General features: G+C 70.4%; 18 protein-coding genes. 4 read left to right on the top strand and 14 right to left on the bottom strand.

The window, feature by feature from the left end; translation table 11 throughout:
- The first annotated feature begins 13 nt into the window (after window positions 1-13).
- Both H4W30_RS01425 and H4W30_RS01420 read left to right on the top strand, forming a co-directional pair.
- A complete protein-coding gene (locus tag H4W30_RS01425; protein ID WP_192741116.1) occupies window positions 14-649 on the top strand; it encodes an NUDIX hydrolase in 636 nt (211 codons plus the stop codon).
- Window positions 650-689: 40 nt separating this feature from the next.
- Complete coding sequence (locus H4W30_RS01420) at window positions 690-1,406, top strand: LON peptidase substrate-binding domain-containing protein (protein ID WP_126733757.1); 717 nt, start codon at window positions 690-692, stop codon at window positions 1,404-1,406.
- A gap of 315 nt (window positions 1,407-1,721) precedes the next feature.
- On the opposite strand, the gene H4W30_RS01415 is transcribed toward H4W30_RS01420, so the two are convergent.
- From H4W30_RS01415 to H4W30_RS01370, 10 genes are all read right to left on the bottom strand, one after another.
- Complete coding sequence (locus H4W30_RS01415; RefSeq protein WP_192741115.1) at window positions 1,722-2,774, bottom strand: M48 family metallopeptidase; 1,053 nt, start codon at window positions 2,772-2,774, stop codon at window positions 1,722-1,724.
- Between the two features lie 48 nt (window positions 2,775-2,822).
- Window positions 2,823-3,428, bottom strand: a complete 606-nt coding sequence (locus H4W30_RS01410; protein WP_192741114.1) for a DUF2567 domain-containing protein — start codon at window positions 3,426-3,428, stop codon at window positions 2,823-2,825.
- A gap of 97 nt (window positions 3,429-3,525) precedes the next feature.
- Window positions 3,526-3,729: a biotin synthase auxiliary protein BsaP gene (gene bsaP, locus H4W30_RS01405; protein ID WP_192741113.1), complete on the bottom strand. Its 204-nt coding sequence runs from the start codon at window positions 3,727-3,729 to the stop codon at window positions 3,526-3,528.
- Window positions 3,716-4,732 (bottom strand): biotin synthase BioB, encoded by a 1,017-nt coding sequence (gene bioB / locus H4W30_RS01400; RefSeq protein ID WP_192741112.1) that lies wholly within the window; start codon window positions 4,730-4,732, stop codon window positions 3,716-3,718. The genes bsaP and bioB overlap by 14 nt, the downstream gene beginning before the upstream one ends.
- 84 nt (window positions 4,733-4,816) lie before the next feature.
- Entirely contained in the window at window positions 4,817-5,533 is a 717-nt protein-coding gene (gene bioD / locus H4W30_RS01395; protein WP_192742371.1) for a dethiobiotin synthase, read from the bottom strand.
- Window positions 5,534-5,586: 53 nt separating this feature from the next.
- A complete protein-coding gene (locus tag H4W30_RS01390) occupies window positions 5,587-7,794 on the bottom strand; it encodes a SulP family inorganic anion transporter (RefSeq protein WP_455423566.1) in 2,208 nt (735 codons plus the stop codon).
- A 246-nt stretch (window positions 7,795-8,040) separates the two neighbouring features.
- The gene (locus H4W30_RS01385) at window positions 8,041-10,299 is read right to left on the bottom strand and encodes a bifunctional SulP family inorganic anion transporter/carbonic anhydrase (protein WP_192741111.1); all 2,259 of its coding nucleotides are present in this window, start codon (window positions 10,297-10,299) and stop codon (window positions 8,041-8,043) included.
- Window positions 10,300-10,538: 239 nt separating this feature from the next.
- Window positions 10,539-11,819 carry an adenosylmethionine--8-amino-7-oxononanoate transaminase gene (locus H4W30_RS01380; RefSeq protein WP_192741110.1) on the bottom strand — a complete coding sequence of 427 codons (1,281 nt, stop codon included), beginning with the start codon at window positions 11,817-11,819 and terminating at the stop codon, window positions 10,539-10,541.
- Window positions 11,820-11,844: 25 nt separating this feature from the next.
- Complete coding sequence (locus tag H4W30_RS01375; RefSeq protein ID WP_192741109.1) at window positions 11,845-13,044, bottom strand: cytochrome P450 family protein; 1,200 nt, start codon at window positions 13,042-13,044, stop codon at window positions 11,845-11,847.
- 25 nt (window positions 13,045-13,069) lie between these two features.
- Entirely contained in the window at window positions 13,070-13,423 is a 354-nt protein-coding gene (locus tag H4W30_RS01370) for an SRPBCC domain-containing protein (RefSeq protein WP_126733768.1), read from the bottom strand.
- A 124-nt stretch (window positions 13,424-13,547) separates the two neighbouring features.
- Here H4W30_RS01370 and H4W30_RS01365 point away from each other — a divergent pair, with 124 nt between their 5' ends.
- Entirely contained in the window at window positions 13,548-14,171 is a 624-nt protein-coding gene (locus H4W30_RS01365) for a nucleoside/nucleotide kinase family protein (RefSeq protein WP_192741108.1), read from the top strand.
- Between the two features lie 125 nt (window positions 14,172-14,296).
- Here the strand turns inward: H4W30_RS01365 and H4W30_RS01360 are convergent, their stop codons facing one another.
- The 4 genes from H4W30_RS01360 to H4W30_RS01345 all read right to left on the bottom strand — a co-directional run bounded on the left by H4W30_RS01360 (window position 14,297) and on the right by H4W30_RS01345 (window position 18,932).
- Window positions 14,297-15,454 carry a glycosyltransferase family 4 protein gene (locus tag H4W30_RS01360; protein WP_192741107.1) on the bottom strand — a complete coding sequence of 386 codons (1,158 nt, stop codon included), beginning with the start codon at window positions 15,452-15,454 and terminating at the stop codon, window positions 14,297-14,299.
- Between the two features lie 77 nt (window positions 15,455-15,531).
- Complete coding sequence (locus H4W30_RS01355; protein WP_192741106.1) at window positions 15,532-16,584, bottom strand: C40 family peptidase; 1,053 nt, start codon at window positions 16,582-16,584, stop codon at window positions 15,532-15,534.
- Window positions 16,585-17,029: 445 nt separating this feature from the next.
- Window positions 17,030-17,272 (bottom strand): hypothetical protein, encoded by a 243-nt coding sequence (locus H4W30_RS01350; protein WP_192741105.1) that lies wholly within the window; start codon window positions 17,270-17,272, stop codon window positions 17,030-17,032.
- Between the two features lie 271 nt (window positions 17,273-17,543).
- Window positions 17,544-18,932: an NYN domain-containing protein gene (locus H4W30_RS01345; protein WP_192741104.1), complete on the bottom strand. Its 1,389-nt coding sequence runs from the start codon at window positions 18,930-18,932 to the stop codon at window positions 17,544-17,546.
- 85 nt (window positions 18,933-19,017) lie between these two features.
- Here H4W30_RS01345 and H4W30_RS01340 point away from each other — a divergent pair, with 85 nt between their 5' ends.
- A complete protein-coding gene (locus H4W30_RS01340) occupies window positions 19,018-20,736 on the top strand; it encodes a DEDD exonuclease domain-containing protein (protein ID WP_192741103.1) in 1,719 nt (572 codons plus the stop codon).
- The last annotated feature ends 4 nt before the right edge of the window (window positions 20,737-20,740 follow it).

Raw genomic sequence — 20,740 nt, 5'->3', positions numbered from 1 at the left:
AGCGGTCCTTCAAGTGCGCTCCGACACACTCCGGGTCCTGCTGTGGCGGCGCGCGCTCGATCCGCACCTGGGCCGCTGGTCGCTCCCCGGCGGCAGGCTTCGCCCGGATGAAGACGTCGAGGCGTCCATCCGGCGGCAGCTCGCGGAGAAGGTCGACGTACGCCAGCTGAAGCATGTGGAGCAGCTGGCGGTCTTCAGCGCGCCGGACCGGGTGCCGGGCCCTCGCGTCGTCGCGACGGCGTTCCTCGGCCTCGTACCGTCCGATGTGGACCCCGAGGTGCCCGAAGACACCGAGTGGCACGACGTTTCCGAGCTGCCGCGGACCGCGTTCGACCACGAGTCCATCGTGCTGCGCGCACGGGACCGGCTCCGCTCGAAGCTCTGCTACACGAATCTCGGGTTCGCGCTCGCCCCGGAAGAGTTCACCGTATCGGCGTTGCGGGGCCTCTACTCGGCTGCGCTGGGTTACCGGGTGTCCGCGACGAACCTGCAGCGGGTGCTGTCCCGGCGCGGGCTGCTCCTGCCCACCGGGCACACCGCCCCGCCCGGCCGCAGCGGCGGCCGTCCGGCGGCGCTCTTCTCCTTCGCGGGCAAGGGGATGCAGATCACCGACCCGTTCGCCGTCTTCCGCCCGCCCGCCGGGAAGTGACCGCCCTGCGAACTCCTCCCGGTCCCCGTACCTTGAACGGGTGACCGAGCCGAGCGAGGAGTCCACCGGGAAGGCGATCTTGCCGCTGTTCCCGCTACAGACCGTGCTTCTGCCCGGAACACACCTTCCGTTGCACATCTTCGAACCGCGGTACCGGCAGCTGATGGCCGACCTCGTCGGCGAGGTCGTCCCGGACCGCGAGTTCGGCGTCGTCGCGCTGCGTTCGGCGATGGTGCGGGAGGTCAGCGGGCCGGAGCACGTCCATGAGGTCGGCTGCAGCACGGTGCTGCGCGAGGCGAAACGGCTGCCGGACGGCAGATTCGACGTCGTCACCACCGCGCGGCGCCGGTTCAGGCTGCTCGAGATCGACCGCGTTTCCGCGCCGTACCTGATCGGCGCGGTCGAATGGGTGCCCGACGACCGGGTCGCCTCGGTACCCGGCGACACCGTGAACAGGCTCGCCGACGTCGCGAAGGCCGCGCACCGGCGCTACTGCGAATCCGCCTGGCACGCCGACGACTGGACCACCCCGCCCGAGGACGGCGACATCGCGGCGCTCGCGTACCGGCTCACCGCGGACTGCCTGCTCCCGCTGGAGGACCGGCAGCGCCTGCTGGAGGAGACGAACCCGCTGCGGCGGCTGCGGATCGCGTGCCGGCTGCTGACGCGGGAGGCCGGGTTCCTCAGCACGCTCGGCGCGGTCCCGATGCCGCCGGGGGAACTGGGCGAGTTCACCCGCCCCTCGAACCTGAACTGAGGCGCCTCGTGAGCGGCGGGTCCGCAGCGCCTTGAGGACTCGGCTGCGGCTGGTAGCGAAGGCCTCCTTGCCTACTCTGAAAGTAGTGAAGGAGGCCTTCACCACCTTCGGAGTCGCCGCTCTCGTCCCAGATACACCAGCGACCACAGCAGCCACAGCGGCCGCGCGTGAAGACCCCTTCGCTCGGCTCAGCCGAAGAAACTCGACCTTCACACGTTTCCCGGTACATGAAGGCCCCCATCCTTGCGTCTAGGTACAGGAAGGGGCCTTCATGTACTTCAGCGAGGCACGGGCGCCCGGTACCGAGCCGATGCGCTACTTGCCCTGGTCCGAGGACTCGTCCGATCCGTTGCCCCCGCCGAACTTGCTCCACACCTTGCCCGCCGCCCCGGACACCGCTTCGCCGACGTCGCTGAACACCTTCGTCAGCGGGTCGGTCGAGCCGTTCCAGGAGTCCTTGTACGACTTCGCGGCCGACTTCAGGTCTTCGGTCCAGTTGGACGACGGCGCGTCCTCGTCGCGGCGCGGGTACTCGCCCGCCAGGATCCCCCGGTACTCCTCCGACGCGGCCCACTTCTGCAACTGCGCGGCGCGCACGACGGCCAGCGGATGCGACATCGTCTCGACGTAACGCAGCTTCAGGTAGCTGTCCCGGATGTCCTCGACCGACTCGTACTCCGACGCCTGCTGCAGGAAGGCCGGGATGTCGATCTTCGCCGGGTCGATCCCGCCCGCGACCAGGATCTGCGAGCGCAGCGCCGCCGTCGGATCCTGCGAGCACAGCAGCCCGGCGCGGTCGCAGGACAGCTCGGCCTTGCGGTACCACTCGCGCAGCGCGGCGATGACCACGCGGATGCCGATCGCGCTCACCGGCGTCCACGACATCGACATCTGCAGGCCGATCAGCCGGATCATGATCGTGCGGTACACCGCGTGCCCGGACAGCACGTGCCCCATCTCGTGCCCGATCACGAACCGCAGCGACGCGAGGTCCATCGCTTCGACGGCCGCGGTGTTGAGCACGATGAACGGCTCGTCCATGCCGATCGTCTGCGCGTTGACCTCGGGGCTGCGGGCGACGAACAGGTTCGGCACGCGGTCGAGGTCGAGCGTTTCGGCGCATTCGTTGCGCAGTCTGTCCAGTTCCGGATACTGCTTCGGGCCGACCCTGATCGCGGACGCGAGGGCCATCAGCCGCTCGCCGCGTTCGGCGTAGAAGCCCGAAACCGCCTTCACGACCTGCGCGAATCCGGGAACGGCGCGCAGCGTGGCCAGCGCGCCGCGGTCCACGGGGTGTTCGTAGGCGCGCGGGCTGATCCCCGGGAAACGGACGGCGTTGTGCCGGGAAACCTCGATGTCGTCGGTCAAGAGAATGCCCCCTAGAGATGTGTCCCGGCCCACCCTAGAGGAAATCCGTCAGCCGAGGCGGCGGCCCAGGTCTTCCCGTCCGTTCCACGCGGTCAGCAACGTGTACGCCAGCGTCGTCATCAACGGCGCGGCGAGCATGATCCACGGGGACTCGATCTGCGGCGCCTTCGCGATGACGTCGCCGACGGCGGGGGTCGAGGCGATCTCGTAGCGGCCGTTGGCGAACGCGACGCCCATCGTCGTCCCCAGCCAGCCCGCGAGGGTCGCGCCACCGGTCGCGGCGATCAGGACGACCGGACCGCGGCGCTCCCGGAGCAGCCAGGTCACGATGCCGATCAGCAGCCCGGCTCCGAGCGCGAGGAAACCGTAAACGGCCAGATCGTCGAAGCGGTGCCAGCTCTCCAGCTCCAGCGGGGCGAGGCCACCGCGGTCGTTGATCACCCGCATCCGCTGGGGCGGCGCGAGCCGCGACCACAGCCAGGCCAGCGGGAAGCCGAGCAGTCCCGCCGTGGACAGGACGCTGATCGCCGGCAGCAGATCGGCCTTGACGACGACCTTGGGGTGCGGGCGGCGCGGCCTCGGCAGCACGGGCACCGACCAGGGGTCGGGCACACTGGTAGACAGGTGCGCCGGTTTACCCGTCGTCTCGCCCAACCCCGGACTCCTCCCTCGTGCTGCTTGTGCAGAGCGTAACCAATGACGCCCCCAGCGCACGCGCCTCCACCGCGTTTCGTCCTCTGAATGCGGGAAGTCAGCCGACGAGTTCACCGTGACGGCTGCACCGGGCCGTCCAGCCGACCGGGGTGATCTGGACGACCATCCGCCGCGCGCAGTACGTGCAGTAGCGCGGCGGTTCGAGTGCCGTTCTCGGGTTGTGGCAGGCGGGATGTTCCGCGCCACCGTCGGACGGCTGTCCACAGTGGACGCAGAACGCGGGTTCGTCAGAGGACGTCACTGATCGCCTTCACCGGCATCTTCAGCTCGTCGAGCATCGCCAGATCCGCGGTGGCCGGGCGGCCGAGGTTGGTCAGGTAGTTGCCGACGATGATCGCGTTGATGCCGCCGAGCATGCCCTGCTTGGTGCCGAGGTCACCGAAGGTCAGCTCACGGCCGCCGGAGAAGCGGAGCAGCGGACGGGGCATCGCCAGCCGGAACGCGGCCACGGTCCGCAGCGCGTCCTTGCCCTCGACGACCTCGTAGTCCTCGTACGGCGTGCCCGGCTGCGGGATGAGGAAGTTCATCGTGCACTCGTCCGGGTTCAGCTCGGCCAGCTGCGCGGCGAACTCGGCGCGCTGCTCGATGCTCTCCCCCATGCCGATGATGCCGCCGCAGCAGACCTCCATACCCGCCTCGCGGATCATGCGCAGGGTCTCCCAGCGCTCTTCCCACGTGTGCGTGGTGACGACGTTCGCGAAATGCGAGCGCGCGGTCTCCAGGTTGTGGTTGTAGCGGTGGACACCCATCTCGACGAGCTCGTCGACCTGCTCCTGCGTGAGCATGCCGAGCGAGCAGGCGATCTGGATGTCGTTGCCGTCCTCGCGGATGGCCTTGATCCCCTCGCGGACCTGCGAGAGCAGCCGCTTGTCGGGGCCACGGACGGCGGCGACGATGCAGAACTCGGTCGCGCCGGTCTCGGCGGTCTGGCGGGCGGCCTTGACCAGGCCGGGGATGTCCAGCCACGCCGACCGCACCGGCGTCGGGAAGCGGCCGGACTGCGAGCAGAAGTGGCAGTCCTCGGGGCAGCCGCCGGTCTTGAGGCTGATGATGCCCTCGACCTCGACCTCGGGGCCGCACCAGCGCATCCGGACCTCGTGGGCCAGCGCCAGCAGGTCCGTCAGGTGGTCGTCGTCGAGCCGCAGGACCTCGAGGATCTGCTCTTCGCTCAGCCCGACACCACGCTCGAGGACCTGGTCACGCGCCACGGCGAGGATGTCGACGGTCTCCGGGGCAGTGGTCACGAGGCGGCTCCTGTTCGGGGTGGGGCGGTGAAGCGAAGGCACATCATCGTGCACGACCGGGCCTCTCGGCCACAGCGACGCAGGTCACTTCTGGGCCGACGCGCGGCCGACGAAGCATTCGGGGTCGAACTCCCCGCCGAACCACGGCGAGAGACCCGCCTTGGCCCGGTCGGCGAACTCCTCGGGCCCCGCCGTGCCCAGCCCGGCGGGCAACACGCCCAGCAGCGGGGCGCCGGCGGCGACCGGCAGGTCGGCCAGATTCGACACCGCCGCCAGATCCGGCTCGTCGGGCCATGAGCCGATGATCACCCCGGCCACGGTGAGGCCGCGTTTGGTGGCGACCTCGGCGGTCAGCGCGGTCGCGTTGAGCGTGCCCAGCCCGGCCTCCGCGACGATGAGGACCAGCGCGCCCAGCGACCACGCGACGTCGGCGAGGGTGGCCCCGGCGGCGTCGAAGCGGACCAGCAGGCCGCCCGCGCCCTCGATGAGCGTGAGGTCGTGTTCGCCATCGAGGTCGCTCGCCGCGGCGGCGATCTCGCTCGGGGTCAGCGTCGGCAGTCCCGAGGTCCTGGCGGCCGCCTCCGGCGACAGCGGATCCGGGTATCTCCGCAGCTCACGGGTGGTGACCGGGCCGGCGAGCCGGAGCACGTCGGCGAGGTCGCCCGGTTCGTCCGGGCCCACCCCGGTCTGCGCCGGTTTCAGCACGGCGACACGCTGGCCCTGACCGGCGGCCAGAGCGGCGATGGCGGCGGTGGAGATCGTCTTGCCGACACCCGTACCGGTGCCGGTCATGACCAGCATGCTCACGTGCGTTGAATCTAGTGGGTCGGAATCGAGTCGCGCTGAACGGGCCGTCAGCTCCCCTGTTCGGGCACGGCGGCGACGGCGCCGACCGGGGTGAACGCCGGGCTCTCGTCGTCGGACAGGTAGACCTGCGCCGCCCCGACGTCGAAGTACATCCCGGTCAGGTGCAGTTCGCCGCGCGCCTCCGCCTCGGCGATCAGCGGGTAGTGGCGCAGGTGCTCCAGCTGCTGCAGCACGTTCTGCAGGGCCAGCCGGTCGACCTCGGCGTCCGGACGTTCGCCGTCGAGGGTTACCGCCGCCTTGCGGTTCGCGCTCGGCTCGGCGTGCCGCAGCCAGGAGGCCAGCATCGGCGCGCCGTCCGGGGCGCCGGTGGCCAGCGCCTGCATCGCTCCGCAGCCCGAATGCCCGCAGACCACGATCTCGCGCACCTTCAGCACACCGACGGCGAATTCGACGGTGGCGCCCATCGACGGGTCGGCCCGGCGGGCGGGCACCAGGTTCCCGATGTTGCGGACGGTGAACAGGTCGCCGGGACCGCTGGTGGTGATCATGTTCGGCACGATCCGCGCGTCACCGCAGGTGATGAACAGGGTGTGCGGCGACTGGCCGCCCGCCAGTTTGCTGAGCGCGGGCTGCATGAGCGCGGCCGTGCGCCGCTGGAACTCGGTCGCCCCGCGCAGGGTCGGCCCGCCGCGCTGGCCGGGCACCTCGACGTCCTTGGCCTGCCAGTCGGACCACGGCGCGAGGAACCGCGGCACCGACCGCACCGCGGCCGTCCTGGTCAGCGTGGGGTCGCCGGATTTGCCGTTGGCGAACCACGGATGCCCGACCTCGTCGACGATCACCTTCCCACCGGCGCGTTCGTGCGCCTGCTGCCAGTTCGACAGGCTCTCGAAGGCGGCGTGGTCGAGGTAGTCGACGACCAGCTCCAGGGTCACCTTCGCGCCGTCGGGCACGGTCGCGAGCACCCGGCTGAGCCTCGGCACCGAAAGGAACGTCAGGACACCTTCGACGACGACGCGCCATTCGTCACCGGCGCGTTCGGCGTGGATCCCGGACCACACCGTGCGCCGGAGCATGAGCAGCACCGAAAGCGCGATCCCGAGCAGGACGCCGGTGAGCAGGTCGAAGACGACCACCCCGGCGAGCGTCACAAGGTACAGCCCCAGGTCGCCGTGTTTGAGGACCTGCTTCATGTGGCCGGGGTTGACCAGTTTCGCGCCGACGTGGACGAGCAGGCCCGCCAGCGCGGCGAGCGGGATGTTCTGGATCAGCCCGGCGAACGCGGCGACGAACACGAGGATCCAGACGCCGTGCAGGATCGCGGACACGCGGGTGCGGGCGCCGGCGGCGACGTTGGTGGAACTGCGGACGATCACGCCGGTGACCGGGAGCCCGCCCAGCGCGCCGGAGGTCATGTTCGCGGCGCCTTGCCCGATCAGCTCGCGGTCGAGGTTCGACCGCGGGCCGGTGTGCATCTTGTCGACGGCGACGGCCGAGAGCAGGCTTTCCACGCTGGCGATCAGCGCGATGGTGATGACCGCGACGGCGAACGCGCCCCAGCCCGCGTCCGGGAATTCCGGCGCGAAGCGGATGTTGAGCAGGTCACCCGGCAGGTCGACGCGGGGCAGCGTCATCCCCGCGGCCACGGACAGCACGGTCACCAGCGCGATCGCGGCGAGCGGGCCGGGCACCTTGCGGACGGACGCGGGAAGCCGCGGCCACAGCAGCAGGATGCCGATGGTGAGCACGCCGATCAACGCGGCGGTGTCGTGGTGGCCGACGATCTGCGCGGGCAGTTCGGCGATGTTCTTGAGCGCGGAGCTCTGGGCCGTTCCGCCCAGTACGACGTGGAGCTGGCCGAGGACGATCGTGACGCCGATACCGGCGAGCATGCCGTGGACGATGGCGGGCGAGATCGCGAGCGCCGCGCGGGCGATGCGGCTCAGGCCCAGCAGGATCTGGAGCGCACCCGCGACGACGGTGATCGCGCAGGTCGTCGCCCAGCCGAAGGTCGCGATGGTCTCGGCCATGATCACCGTCAACCCGGCGGCCGGGCCGCTGACTTGGAGGGCGGAACCGCCGAGGGCTCCGGCGACCACACCTCCCACCACGGCGGCGATCAACCCCGCGACGATCGGCGCCCCTGACGCGAGCGCGATCCCGAGTGACAGCGGGACGGCGACGAGGAACACCACCAACGAAGCGGGCAGGTCGTGCCGGAGCACGGCGAGAGGTTTCTTGATGATCACCATCATGATCACCAGGAAACTGGTGAATTGTCCGATATGCACCACCTGATCGAGTGAATATCACCTGACAGATGGGTGGCGTAGCCCACTTTTGACCTGTTCTGTTGCCCGCAGATGTCTAGGGCGTTGCGAAAAGCCTTGTGGGCTCCCGAATCCTGGGATGTATCGGTCGGCCGCCCGGTCAACTCGGCCCGATTGCGCGTGAAGGCCCCCTTCCCTCGGCTGAGCCGAGGGAAGGGGGCCTTCACGCGCTCAGGAACTCACCGGGGTCGCCGCCGAAGTGAACGACCGCATCGCTTCGTCGAGCAGGTACACGTTCGCCTTCCCGACGTCGAAGTACATCCCCGTGAGCCGGAGTTCGCCCCGCGCCAGCGCGGCCTCCACCACCGGGTACGAACGCAGGTTTTCCAGTTGCTGCACCACGTTGTGCAGGGCGAGCAGATCCGCCTCGTGGCCGGGGCGGGCACCGTCGAGCAGCACCGGCCCTTCGCTTTCCCTGCGCCGCAACGTCGCCTCGCCGTGGCGCAGCCAGCCACCGAGGTGCACGAGACCGGTGGGCGCGTCACCGAGCAACGCCTTCATCGCCCCACAGCCGGAATGCCCGCACACCACCACTTCCCGCACCCGCAGCAGCCCGACTGCGTACTCGATCGCCGCCCCCACCGAGAAATCCGCCTCGGCGCCGGCGTGCGGGACGAGATTTCCGATGTTCCGCACGGTGAACAGGTCCCCCGGCCCGCTGGTGGTGATCAGGTTCGGCACGATCCGCGCGTCGCCGCAGGTGACGAACAACGTGTGCGGCCGCTGCCCGTTCGCCAGCCCGTCCCACGTGCTCCGCAGCAGCGGCGCCGTCCGCCGCTGGAACTCCGATGCGCCACGGCACAACGGAACGCTGCCGCCGCGCTGGCCCGGCAGTTCGAGATGTTCGGCCTGCCATTGCGACCACGGCGCGAGCCATCGCGGCACCACGCGCGAGGCGACGCCGCGGCGCACGGTCGGCACGCCCGCCTTGCCGCGGCCGAACCACGGATGCCCGATCTCGTCGACGATCACGGTCCCCCCGGCGCGTTCGTACGCGCGCTGCCAGCCGCGCAGGCAGTCGAAAGCGGCGTGGTCGAGGTAGTCGACGAACAGTTCGAGCGTCACCTCCGAACGTCCGGGTACTTCGGCGAGAACGGTCGTGAGCCTTGGCACGGAAAGGAAAGTGAGCGCGCCTTCGATGACGACGCGGCTCCGAGGGCCGTCCCGTTCGACGTGGATGCCGGAGAACAGCATCCGGCGCAGCATCAGCGCGAGCGCCACCACGATCCCCGCGGCGACGCCGGTGAGCAGGTCGACCGCGACCGCGCCGAGCAGGGTCGCGAAGTAGACCGGCAGATCGCCGTGGCGGCGGACCTCGCGGAGATTCGTGAGGTTGACCAGTTTCGCACCGACGTAGACGAGGAGGCCGGCGAGCGCGGCCAGCGGGATCAGCCGCAGCGCGCCCGCCAGGAACAGGCAGCAGCCGAGGATCCAGACGCTGTGCAGGACCGCCGACATCCGGGTGCGGGCGCCCGCTTCGAAGTTGGTCATGGTGCGCACGACGACGCCGGTGACCGGGAATCCGCCGAGCGAACCGGAAGCGACGTTCGCCAGGCCCTGTCCGATCAGTTCACGGTCGAGGTCGGTGCGCCGCCCCTCGCGGAGTTTGTCGATGGCGACGGCGGAAAGCAGGCTCTCCAGGCTGGCGATGAGCGCGATGGAGAGAACGGCGGCGATGATCGCGGCCCAGGAACCGGACGGCGCCTCGGGGACGAAACCCAGCCCTGGCAAGCCGTTCGGGAGGTCGACGCGCGGCAGGTCCATCCCGGCCGCGACGGAAAGGCCGGTCGCCAGCGTGACGGCGGCGAGCGGGCCGGGGACGCGGCGCACCGAACGCGGCATCCGGGTCCAGGCCAGCAGAACACCGACGGTGACGACACCGATCAGCGCGGCCTGGTCGTGATGCCCGACGATCCGGCCCGGCAGCGCGAGGACGTTCTCGATCGCGGAACTCCGAGGCGTGCCACCGAGCACGACGTGCAGCTGACCGAGGACGAGGATCAACCCGATCCCGGCGAGCAGGCCGTGCACGATGGCGGGCGAGATCACCAGGCTGGCCCGCGCGACGCGGCAGACGCCGAAGAGGATCTGGACCACACCGGCCGCGGCGGTGATCGCGCAGGTGGCCGCCCAGCCGAAGGTGGCGATGGTCTCCGCGATGACGATGGTCAGCGCCGCGGAGGGGCCGCTGACTTGAAGGACGGAGGCGCCGAAGAGGCTCGCGACGATCCCGCCGACGACGGCGGAGACGAGTCCGGCGAGCAAGGGGGCCCCGGCGGCGTGTGCGACGCCGAGCGAAAGCGGAACGGCCACGAGGAAGACGACGACCGAAGCCGGGAGGTCGTGGCGGAGGTTCTTCAGGAGGGTCGATGCGGGATTGCGGCGGCCCGGAGGCCCGGTGTCGTGCTCGTCACCAACGAAGTCGATCATGGGGGCAGGAAACCCGATCGGCGCGCAAAAGTCCGCTACGCAAAGGTTTCTCAGGTTTGCTTGTGCACCAGGGAACTAGGACGAACCACGCTTTGACGACAAACCGCCCGAGTTGGACCTCGATCGGACTCGCCCGTTCGCTTGACCAAGATCAACTCGCGACCACGCTCTGTACCCAGCGTGGCCTCTCCCGATTGCTGTGGCCGCTGTCACACTCTTTGGGTTGAATTTCGCCGTATTTACGCTTTTTGGGCGGCCGAGACCATTGCGGAGGTGATCGCGGCGAGGTCGTCCGCCTGGGAGATGTAGGGCGGCATCGTGTAGATCAGGTTCCGGAACGGGCGCAGCCAGACCCCGTTCGCGGTGAGGACCTCGGTCGCCACCGCCATGTCCACGGGATGGTCCAGCTCCACCACGCCGATGGCGCCGAGCACCCGCACGTCGGCGACCGCGGGCAGCTCGCGAGCCGGTTCGAGCCCGGCTTTCAGCGCCGCCTCGATCCGCGGGACGTCGGACTTCCAGCCGCCCTCGGCCAGGATCCCCAGCGAGGCGTTGGCGACTGCCGAGGACAGCGGGTTCGCCATGAACGTCGGGCCGTGCGCCAGCACCGGCAGCTCGCCGCGCGAGATCCCGTCGGCGATCTCCGGCGTGCACAGCGCTGCCGCCATCGTGAGGTAACCACCGGTCAGCGCCTTGCCGAGGCACAGGACGTCCGGCGTGACGCCGGCGTGCTCGGCGGCGAACATCGTGCCGGTGCGGCCGAAACCGGTGGCGATCTCGTCGAAGATGAGCAGGACGCCGTTGGCCTCGGTGATCTCGCGCAGCGCGCGCAGGTACGCGGGCGGGTGGAACCGCATTCCGCCGGCGCCCTGTACGACCGGCTCGACGATGACCGCCGCCAGCTCGCCCGCGTGCCGCTCGATCTCGGTCGCGAGCAGTTCGAGGTACGCCGGATCCGGCTCGTCGGCGAAACCGCCGGGCGGTTTGGGCAGGAACAGCTGATCCGGCAGGATCCCGCGCCACAGCGAGTGCATCCCGCCCTCGGGATCGCAGACGCTCATCGGCGTGAACGTGTCGCCGTGGTAACCACCGCGCCAGGTCATCAGGCGCCGCTTTTCCTTGCGCCCCACCGACTGCCAGTACTGCAGGCACATCTTGACGGCGACCTCGACCGACACCGACCCGGAATCGCACAGGAAGACGTGCCGCAGCCCCTCCGGAGCGAGGTCGACCAGCGTCTTCGCCAGCCTGATGGCCGGTTCGTGGGTGAGCCCGCCGAACATCACGTGACTCATCCGGCCCGCCTGCTCGGCCAGCGCCGCGTCCAGCACCGGGTGCCGGTAACCGTGGATCGCCGCCCACCAGGAGGACATGCCGTCGACCAGCTCACGGCCGTCGTCGAGGGTGAGCCGGACACCGCTCGCCTCACGCACGAGCAGGGAATCGATCGTGCTCGGCATCGGCCCGTACGGGTGCCAGACGTGTTCCGCGTCGAGCGCGAGGAGTTCGGCGGCGTCCATCCGGCGACCCTACGACACGCTCTCCTCAGCGCAGGCGCACAGGGAGGGTTTCCAGGCCGTGGACGAGGGTGCTTTCCCGCCACCGCAAGGTTTCCGGCTCGGCGTCCAGGCTGAGCGCCGGGAACCGCTCCAGCAGCCCGCGCAACGCGATCTCGGCCTCCAGCCGGGCCAGCGGTGCGCCGACGCAGTAGTGGATGCCGTGCCCGAACGCGAGATGCCCCGCCGCCGTCCGCGTGACGTCCAGCCGGTGCGGGTCCTCGAACCGCCCGGCGTCGCGGTTCGCGCCGAGCAGGGAGACGAGCACGAATTCACCCGCCGGGATCTCGACGTCACCGACCGGGACGGGTTCACGGGTGAACCGGATGGTCGCCAGGTGGATCGCGCCGTCGTAGCGCAGGAACTCCTCGATCGCGCCGGGCAGCAGGGCGGGATCGGCCCGGAGCGCGGCCAGCTGGTCCGGCTCGCGCAGCAGCGCGAAGACGCTGTTCGCGATCAGGTTGACCGTCGTCTCGAATCCCGCCACCAGCAGCAGGAACGCCATGGCCAGCAGTTCGTCGGCGGAGAGCGAATCACCTTCGTCGCTGGCGTGGATCAGGCCCGAAAGCAGGTCTTCGGCGGGTTCGGCGCGCTTCTCCTCGATGAGGTCGACGAGGTACGCGTGCATCTTCGCCGCCGCGGCCTGGAGCTCCTCCGGCGTCGACCAGGCGACCATCGTGTTCGACCAGGTCGCGAACGCCGGCTGGTCGCCCGCGTGGACGCCGAGCAGTTCGCAGATCACCCGGATCGGCAGGGGAACGGCGAAGGCGGGCAACAGATCGACGCGCTCGGCGTCGCCGATGCCGTCCAGCAGTTCCGCGGTGATCTGCTCGATCCTCGGCCGCAGCCGGGAAACCGTGCGCGAGGTGAACGCCTGGTTGACCAGTTTGCGCAGCCGGGTGTGGTCCGGCGGGTCCGAGTTGAGCATATGCCCGCCGAGCGCGCGGACCGCGCTGTCGGCCGCGGATTCGAAGCCGTCGCGTTCGAACAGCCGCCGGATGGCCGCCGGATCCTTGCCGACGCGGGAATCCGAGAGGACCGCGCGGGCCTCTGCGTATCCGGTGACGATCCAGACGTCCAGGCCGCGCGGCATCCGGACCTTGCGGGCCGGGCCCTCTTCGCGCAGCAGCGCCGAAACCCGGTGCGGTTCCTGGACGAGATCCTCGGCCAGGTTCTTCGGTTCCCCCATCGGTACGCCTCCCCCGGCGCGCCGGTCAGCGTTCGGCCAGCGCGGCCACCACTCGCTCGGTCACTTCGGTCCAGTATGCCCGCTGTTCCTCACGCTCGTCGGCGCCCGCGAGCCACTCCTGGTGGAAGCGGAGCGTGGTCTTCTGCTCGGTTCCGCTCACCGTGATCTGCAGGGTCGAATCGTGGTCCCAATCCTTCGGCCGCCAGGTCAGGCGGAGCTTGTCGCCCTCGGAGCGGCCGCGGATCTCGCCGGTCGTCCCGTTCGCCGTCTCGTACGCCGCGCCCAGCTCGGTGCCGAGCTCGGCGCCGGGGCCGAGCCAGATGCCGACGCCCTCGCGTCCGACCAGGAAGTCCCAGACCTGGGTGCTGGTGTACGGCACCGTCTGGGAAACGCCTACCTGCCAACCACTTCCGGCTGTCTTGGCCGTTGCTTTCACCACCGGGCCATCATCCCATCGGGTGTACCGTTCGACAGTCACCGGTCCGGGTGGAGGATCTCTGTCTGTGCGCTACCGTCCGATTTCTCCCGCTCTGCTGGTCTCCGAACTGACCCAGCGCATCACGGCGATCACGGGCCGCCGCCGGATCGCGGTCGCGATCGACGGCGCGGCCGGTGCGACCAACACCACAGAACTCGCCGACGCCCTGGTCGATCCCCTGCGGGTCGCCGGTCACGCGGTGGTGCGGGTCTCGGCGAACGACTTCCTCAGGCCTGCCTCGTTGCGCTTCGAACGCGGCAAGGAGGACCCCGATTCGCGCTACACCGACTGGCTCGACCTCGGCGCCCTGCGCCGCGAGGTGCTGGACCCGCTCGCCGAGGACGGCAGCGGGCAGGTCCTCCCGTCCCTGTGGGACCCGGTCCGCGACCGTGCCACGCGTGCCGAACGCGTCAGCCTGCCCGAAGGCGGCGTCGTCCTGCTGGACGGTGAATTCCTCTTCGGGGCGGGGCTCGCTTTCGACCTGAGCGTGCACCTGTGGCTCTCGCCGGCCGCGCTCAAACGGCGGGTGCCCGAGCAATGGGCGCTGCCCGCCTACGAACGCTACGAACAGGAAGTCGCCCCGTCGGCGCTGTCCGACGTGGTGATCCGCGTCGACGATCCGAAGCATCCGGCGCGCTACGAACCCTGATTCCTCAGAGCCGGCCGAAGGCCCCGCTATCGCGGTGGCAGGGCGCCCTGGTCACCCACAGGAACGAGCTTTACCAGGTCGCGCCCTGCCGACGTCGATCGCGGCGCGGGTTCACCAACAGACACTCAGCGCACCGCCGCGACGGGGTCACCGTCGAGCAGCCCGGAAAGCCTGCTGGCCATGGTGTCCCACCGCCAGTTCTCGCCGACCCAGTCTCGGCCGGCGGCCCCCATCCGCCGCGCGCGCACCGGATCCGCCAGCAACGCGGCCAGCGTCTCCCGCAGCTGCTGCTCGTCACGGCCGTCGACGACGTGCCCGGTGACCTCGTCCAGCACCGTTTCCGGCGCGCCACCGGAATTCCCGGCGACGACCGGCAGCCCGGTCGCCGAAGCCTCCAGGTACACGATGCCGAGGCCTTCGACGTCGAGCCCCTTCCCGCGCGTCCGCGCGGGCATCGCGAAGACGTCACCCGCGTTGTAGTGCGCGGGCAGCTCCTTCCACGGCACCGATCCGGTGATGACGACGCTGTCTTCGACGCCCATCGCTTCGACGAGCCCGGTGAGCGTCTTGCGGTACGGACCGCCACCGACGAGCAGCAGCGCCACGTCCGGGACCCGCTTGCGGAGCTCGGGCAGGATCTTGATCAGCATGTCCTGGCCCTTGCGCGGGACCAGCCGCGAAACGCAGACGATCGTGGGACGGTCGCCGAGCCCGTGCCGCTCGCGGATCTCCTTGCCCGCGGCCGGATCCGGGCGGTAGAGCGTGGTGTCCACGCCGCACGGGAGCATCTCCAGCCCCGCCATCGGGCCGAAAGCGGCCGAGAACCGGGAGCGCGTGTACTTGCTGACGTAGGTGATCACGTCGACGGTGTCGCCGATCCGCCGCAACGCCTGCCGGGAACCCGGCAGCATCGACCAGCCGACCTCGTGGCCGTGCGTGGACGCCAGGACCCGGCGGGCGCCCGCCGCCCGCAGCGGATGCCCCAGCAACGCCAGCGGCGCCGCGGCGCCGAACCAAACGGCCTCGCAGTCGCGGGCGCGCATGATCTCCTTGGCCCGCTTGAGCACGTCCGGGGTAGGCAGCATCAGCGACGTCGGGTGGCGCACCACCTCGAACGGGGCGGCGGCGTCGAACTCGCCGTGCGAGCCGGTGCTCGATTCCCAGGACGGCGCGTAGACGACCAGGTCGTCCGCGGGGAGGCGGGTGGCCAGCGAGTTCAGGTAGTTCTGGATACCGCCTGGCCGGGGCGGGAAGTCGTTGGTCACCAGCAGGGTCCTCAGCACCCCTGCAGGCTACTTGGCCCGCCGCATACGAAAGGGGCGGCACCGCCTGCGCGGTACCGCCCCTTGTCGTCTGTTCGTCAGGCCGTCGGGCGACGGGCGCCGACGTAGTTGTTCTGTAGCGGCGACACCTTGACGACGTCACCGGTGGTCGGCGCGTGCACCATCATGCCGTTGCCGACGTACATGCCGACGTGCGAGACCGGCGAGTTGTAGAACACCAGGTCGCCCGGCTGGAGCTGCGAACGCTGCACAGCGGCGCCGAAGGTCGACTGCTGACGGCTCGACCGCGGCAGGGTGAGCCCGGCCTGCTTGTACGCCCAGAGCATCAGACCGGAGCAGTCGAAGGACGACGGCCCGGTGTCGCCCCAGCCGTACGGGCTGCCGAGCTTGCTCTTCGCGGCGGCCAGCGCCGTCGCCGCGGCGGGACCCGGAGCGGGCACGTTGGGGAACGCGCCGCCCTTGTCCTTCTGAGCGTTGCGGTCCGAGGCGCTGAGGTTGTTGCTCGCGCGCTGGATCTCCGCGAGCTGGTCGTTCAGCGTCTTCTGCCGCGCCTCGATGTCCGTGGTCAGCTTGGCGGCCGTGTCACGGGCGGCGGTGGCCGCGTTCTGGGCGTCCGCCGCCTGCTTGGCGGCGGCCGCGGCCTGGGCGACGGCACCGCTCAGGTTGTTCAACGCGGTGTTCTTGTTCGCGGCGAGGACCTCGAGCGCCGAGGAGCGCTCCAGGAAGTCCTGGGTCGACGCGCCCGACAGCAGCGACGACAGCTTGTTCAACTGCACACCGCTGGTGAAGGAGGCACCGGCGAACTTGTTCACCTCGGCCTGGAACGTCTTCTCGTCACCGGCCGCCTTGACACCGAGTTCCTTGGCGGCGGCGGCGTCGGCGGTCGCCTTGTCGAGCTCGCTCTGCTTCGCGGCGAGGTCGTCCTTCGCCTTGAGGAGGTCTTCGTTCGCCTTCTCGGCCTGTGCCGCGAGGTCGCGGTACTTGGCGAGCGCGTCCGAGCCGGACGGGGGCTGTTGGAGGGCGGGGCCTGGGGCGGCGGTGGCCGGGGCCTGGACGACGGTCACCGCGGTGATCACCGCGGCCGCGGCCAAAGCTCCTGACACCACGCGCTTCACTGGATGCGACTGCACGGTCGCGCGTGTCTCCTTTGCTGTCGGCCACCGACTCGGAACCAGGGACGAAGAGGTCGGGGGCCCTCTTCCGCGAAGCCGCGACGCCGGCCGTGAGGCCCGCGCGGTTCCCCGCGTTCCCGCCTTGCGCCTGGCCGAGAGCTATCGCAACAGGTTTGGCGCACGGCTGGTTCTGATGCAACTCCCCGACAAAGCTGCCTCGGTGGCGATCCCGTGTCGTCGTCTGGCGACGACTTCCGGCCACGAGATCTCGGACAGGTTACGAAACCACGGGCACGACGTCCACCATGGCAGGCGCAAAAACTCTGCGTGATGCGCCGAAACACCTTCGGACCAGCATGAGCGGAAACATGTGACGGGCGTTACATCCTGGGACCTGTCGCGACTACCTACCGTTCACCCGATCGGATCGACCACTCGCCGAATGCCCCGGTAGTGGCGTGTCTCAGGCGGTTTTCCGGCGCTCCTGCTCCACGATCGCGACCATCCGGAGGCGCGGGACCATCCCCGCTTCCGCGAGCGCGTCGACCGCTTTCCGTTCGTCGGCGTCCCATTCGAGCGACGGCGGGGCGCCGAGAAGGACGCTGACGACACAGTCATGACATGCGTCACCGCGGACCGCGCACCGGTCGCAATCGATGACTAGCGTCTCTATGTCGGCTATATCGGCGATGGCCTTGTCGTGCATGTCGGGCTCCTCACTTTCAGTGGTGAGGTGCACATTAAGAGCGACCACCGACAGTTTCGGGCGGCTCCTTCAGCCTCCGACAGACCCGGCCTCGAGTTCTTATGTCGTGAAGGGCCCCTTCGAGACGTTCACCGTCTCAAAGGGGCCCTTCACGACATTTCCGTGTCTCTGGTGCAGGTGGGCGAACGTGGGGGTTACCGAGGCCTTCACGGACACGAGATGCGCCCCAACGCCCGCTCGACGCGCGATCGCTCAAGTAGCGATCACACCTCTAGACCCGGCTCAGCCGTGAAACCAGCACCGCCGACGGCACCGGGTGCGCGCCCTTGCGCCGCACCGAATCCGCCACCGCCCGGTCCGTGCTCGCGACCACCATCGGTCGCCCTGGCGGCTCCGCCGCGACCAGGGACCGGATGACGTCGTCCGCGAGGACGCCGCGTTCGGAGAACAGCACCCGCACCCCGCGCGGCACCGCCGCGGGCACGGAGAGCACACCGGCGCCGTCGAACACGACGGTGACCTCGGCCGAAGTCCGCGCGGCGAGCGCGGAAAGCTGGTGGATCAGCCGGTCGCGCTGGTCGGAAAGCGCCAGCTCGGGATATCCGGTCTTCGTGACGTTGTAGCCGTCGACGATCAGATGCACGTTCGGCAGCGCGAGATGCCGGTCGAGCCCGGTGACGTCCTGGATCTTGCCGCCCGCCCCGATACCCGACGTCGCGCCGCGGACCATGTCCGCCGGCCGCTGTCCCCGCGCGCTCACCGAAAGTTCCCGGCGCAGGCCGCCGACGGCGCCTTCGATCGTGTCCAGCAACAGCCCGAGCCTGACCTCGTCGGCCTGACGCGCCTCGCGGGCGGACTGGCGGGCGATCTCAGCGTCCGTGACGGCCTTCTCGGCCCGCGCCCGCTCTGCCGCGACACGCTGCCGCTCACGGTCCAGCTGGGCCTTCAGCGCCTTGATCTCCTCAGCGCTCTCGGCGCCGCCGCTCTCCAGCTGGGCGTGAGCCTCGGCGACGGCGTCCTTCGCCTGACGCAGCTGGACACCTTGTTCCCGCAAGCGTTTCAGCAGCTTCTCGACCTCGGCGTCGCGTTCTCCCCGCGCGCCGCTGGCGATCTCCTTGGCCTCACGCAACTCTTCGCGCAGCTGGGCCAGTTCGGCCTCCAGCCGCTGGTTTCGGGCCAGCGCGGCGTCGCGTTCGGCGCGCAACGCCGTCTCCTCGGCGTTCTTCGCCACCAGCCGGACCCGTCCGGCCGCGCCCGCCTCGCCGAGGAGCACGGCGGCGGCCGCGGCGGCGACGGAATCGGGGGCGTTCGGGTCGAGGGCGTCCTTGCGGTGGTCACGCAGCCACTCGGTGACCGCGACCCGGAACTGCGAAGACTCCCCCAACGCGGCGAGCAACGCCGTCCCGCCGAGTTTCGCGCGTTTCGCCGGGGCGAACTTCGCGACCGGGCGCAGCTGCCTCGGCACGTCGGCGGACGGCAGTTTGCCGACGGCGGCGGCCGCCAGCTCGGCGATCCGCTCCCGAACGGTCTCCGGCAAGGACGTCCAGCCTTCGGCGGGCACCTCTTCGGAGGTCTCCTGCGTGCCCGCGGACGCCACGACACCCGAGGGGCCGCCGGTGGCGTCCTCGGGCGTTTCGGGCACTGCGGGCTGCGGTTGCATCGCTCCAGCGTAGGCCCCATCCCCTCGGGGCGCGCTGGATGGGACGCCCCAGGATTGTCGGTGCCCGCCCCTACTGTGCCCGACCATGGACACCGGACGGCGGCCCGGCGCGGCGCAACTCGCCTTCGACGAGCTGGGAACTCCTTTGCGGGACATCACTTTCGTCGTATTCGACCTGGAGACCACGGGGACGAAACCCGGTCCGGACGGGATCACCGAGATCGGGGCGGTCAAGATCCGCGCCGGCGAGGTCGTCGGCGAATTCGCCACCTTCGTCAATCCGGGGATGCCGATCCCGCCGCAGATCGTCGAGCTCACCGGCATCACCGGCGCGATGGTCTACGACGCTCCCCGCATCGAGCGCGTGCTGCCCGCGTTCCTCGAGTTCATCTCCGGCGCCGTGCTCGTCGCGCACAACGCCGCCTTCGACACCGGCTTCATGCGCGCGGCCTGCGAAGGCCACGGCTACCACTGGCCGAAGACGGCCGTCGTCTGCACGGTCCGGCTCGCCCGCCGGGTCATCTCCCGCGACGAGACGCCCAGCTACCGGCTTTCCGCGCTGGCCGCGTTGTTCGGCGCGCGCACCACGCCGAACCACCGCGCGCTCGCGGACGCGCGCGCCACCGTCGACGTCCTGCACGCCTTGCTCGAACGAGTGGGCAATCTCGGCGTCCACACCCTCGAGGAGCTGCTGGACTATCTGCCCGAGGTGACCGCCGCCCAGCGCCGCAAACGTTCGCTGGCCGAGCATCTGCCGTCGAGGCCCGGCGTCTACCTGTTCCGCGGCCCGAGCGACGAGGTCCTCTACGTCGGGACGTCGTCCGATCTGCGGCGCCGGGTGCGGCAGTACTTCACCGGCTCGGAAAGCCGGGGCCGGATCCGGGAGATGGTCGCGCTGGCCGAACGGGTCGACGCGGTCGAATGCGCGCACGCGCTGGAGGCCGCCGTCCGGGAGCTGCGGCTGATCGCCGCCCACCGCCCGATGTACAACCGCCGTTCCAAGAACCCACGGCACGCCTGGTGGGTCGCGCTGACCGAGGAGGCGTTCCCGCGCCTGTCGGTGGTCCGCATGCCGCGAGACGGGATGCTGGGGCCCTTTCGCACCCAGACCGACGCCAGGACCGCCGCGGACACCCTCGCCGGCGCCTCGGGCCTGCGGACGTGCACCCAGCGCATCTCGGCGACGGCGCCGAACGGGACGCCCTGTGTCCTCGCCGAGCTCGGGCGCTGCGGAGCGCCGTGCGCCGGGAAGCAGACGATCGAGGCGTACCGGCCGAGCGTGCTGGCGGTGTCCGGGCTCATCGCCGGGACGGACGGACGTCCGCTGCGGGCCGCCGCCGATCAGCTGGCCCGGCTGTCCGCGGCGGAGCACTACGAACAGGCCGCTCAGCATCGCGATCAACTGGCCGGCCTGATCCGCGCGGTCGGCCGGGCGCACCGGCAGTCGGCGCTGGCGGGTATCCCGGAGCTGATCGCCGCCGGGCCGGATGGCAACGGCGGCTGGGAACTGGCGGTGATCCGGCACGGCAGGCTCGCGTCGGCAGGGGTCGCCCGGCGCGGCGTGCCGCCGATGCCGGTCGTCGAGATGCTCGTGGCGTCCGCGGAGACGGTGATCCCGGGACCCGGCCCGCTCTTCGGCGCGATCCCGGAGGAAGTCCAGATCCTGTTGCGCTGGCTGACCCGCCCGGGCGTCCGGCTCGTGCGCACGACGCATCCCTGGGCGGAGCCCGCCGCCGCGGGCGGCTGGCAGGAATGGCTCGACCTGGCGGCGAGCGCGACGGCGCTGGAACGTGTGGCGGGCTAGGATT

The sequence above is a fragment of the Amycolatopsis roodepoortensis genome (assembly GCF_014873915.1).
Taxonomy (GTDB): Bacteria; Actinomycetota; Actinomycetes; order Mycobacteriales; family Pseudonocardiaceae; genus Amycolatopsis; species Amycolatopsis roodepoortensis.
Note: the sequence above shows the minus strand (reverse complement) of the source record. Positions and strands in the feature narration are given on the sequence as shown.

Coding starts and splice junctions, on each gene's coding strand:
- bioD (WP_192742371.1), bottom strand. CDS start 5,533: ATGCTGGTCATGACCGGCACCGGTACGGGTGTCGGCAAGACGATCTCC.
- H4W30_RS01390 (WP_455423566.1), bottom strand. CDS start 7,794: ATGATGGTGATCATCAAGAAACCTCTCGCCGTGCTCCGGCACGACCTG.
- H4W30_RS01385 (WP_192741111.1), bottom strand. CDS start 10,299: ATGATCGACTTCGTTGGTGACGAGCACGACACCGGGCCTCCGGGCCGC.
- H4W30_RS01380 (WP_192741110.1), bottom strand. CDS start 11,819: ATGGACGCCGCCGAACTCCTCGCGCTCGACGCGGAACACGTCTGGCAC.
- H4W30_RS01375 (WP_192741109.1), bottom strand. CDS start 13,044: ATGGGGGAACCGAAGAACCTGGCCGAGGATCTCGTCCAGGAACCGCAC.
- H4W30_RS01350 (WP_192741105.1), bottom strand. CDS start 17,272: ATGCACGACAAGGCCATCGCCGATATAGCCGACATAGAGACGCTAGTC.
- H4W30_RS01345 (WP_192741104.1), bottom strand. CDS start 18,932: ATGCAACCGCAGCCCGCAGTGCCCGAAACGCCCGAGGACGCCACCGGC.
- H4W30_RS01340 (WP_192741103.1), top strand. CDS start 19,018: ATGGACACCGGACGGCGGCCCGGCGCGGCGCAACTCGCCTTCGACGAG.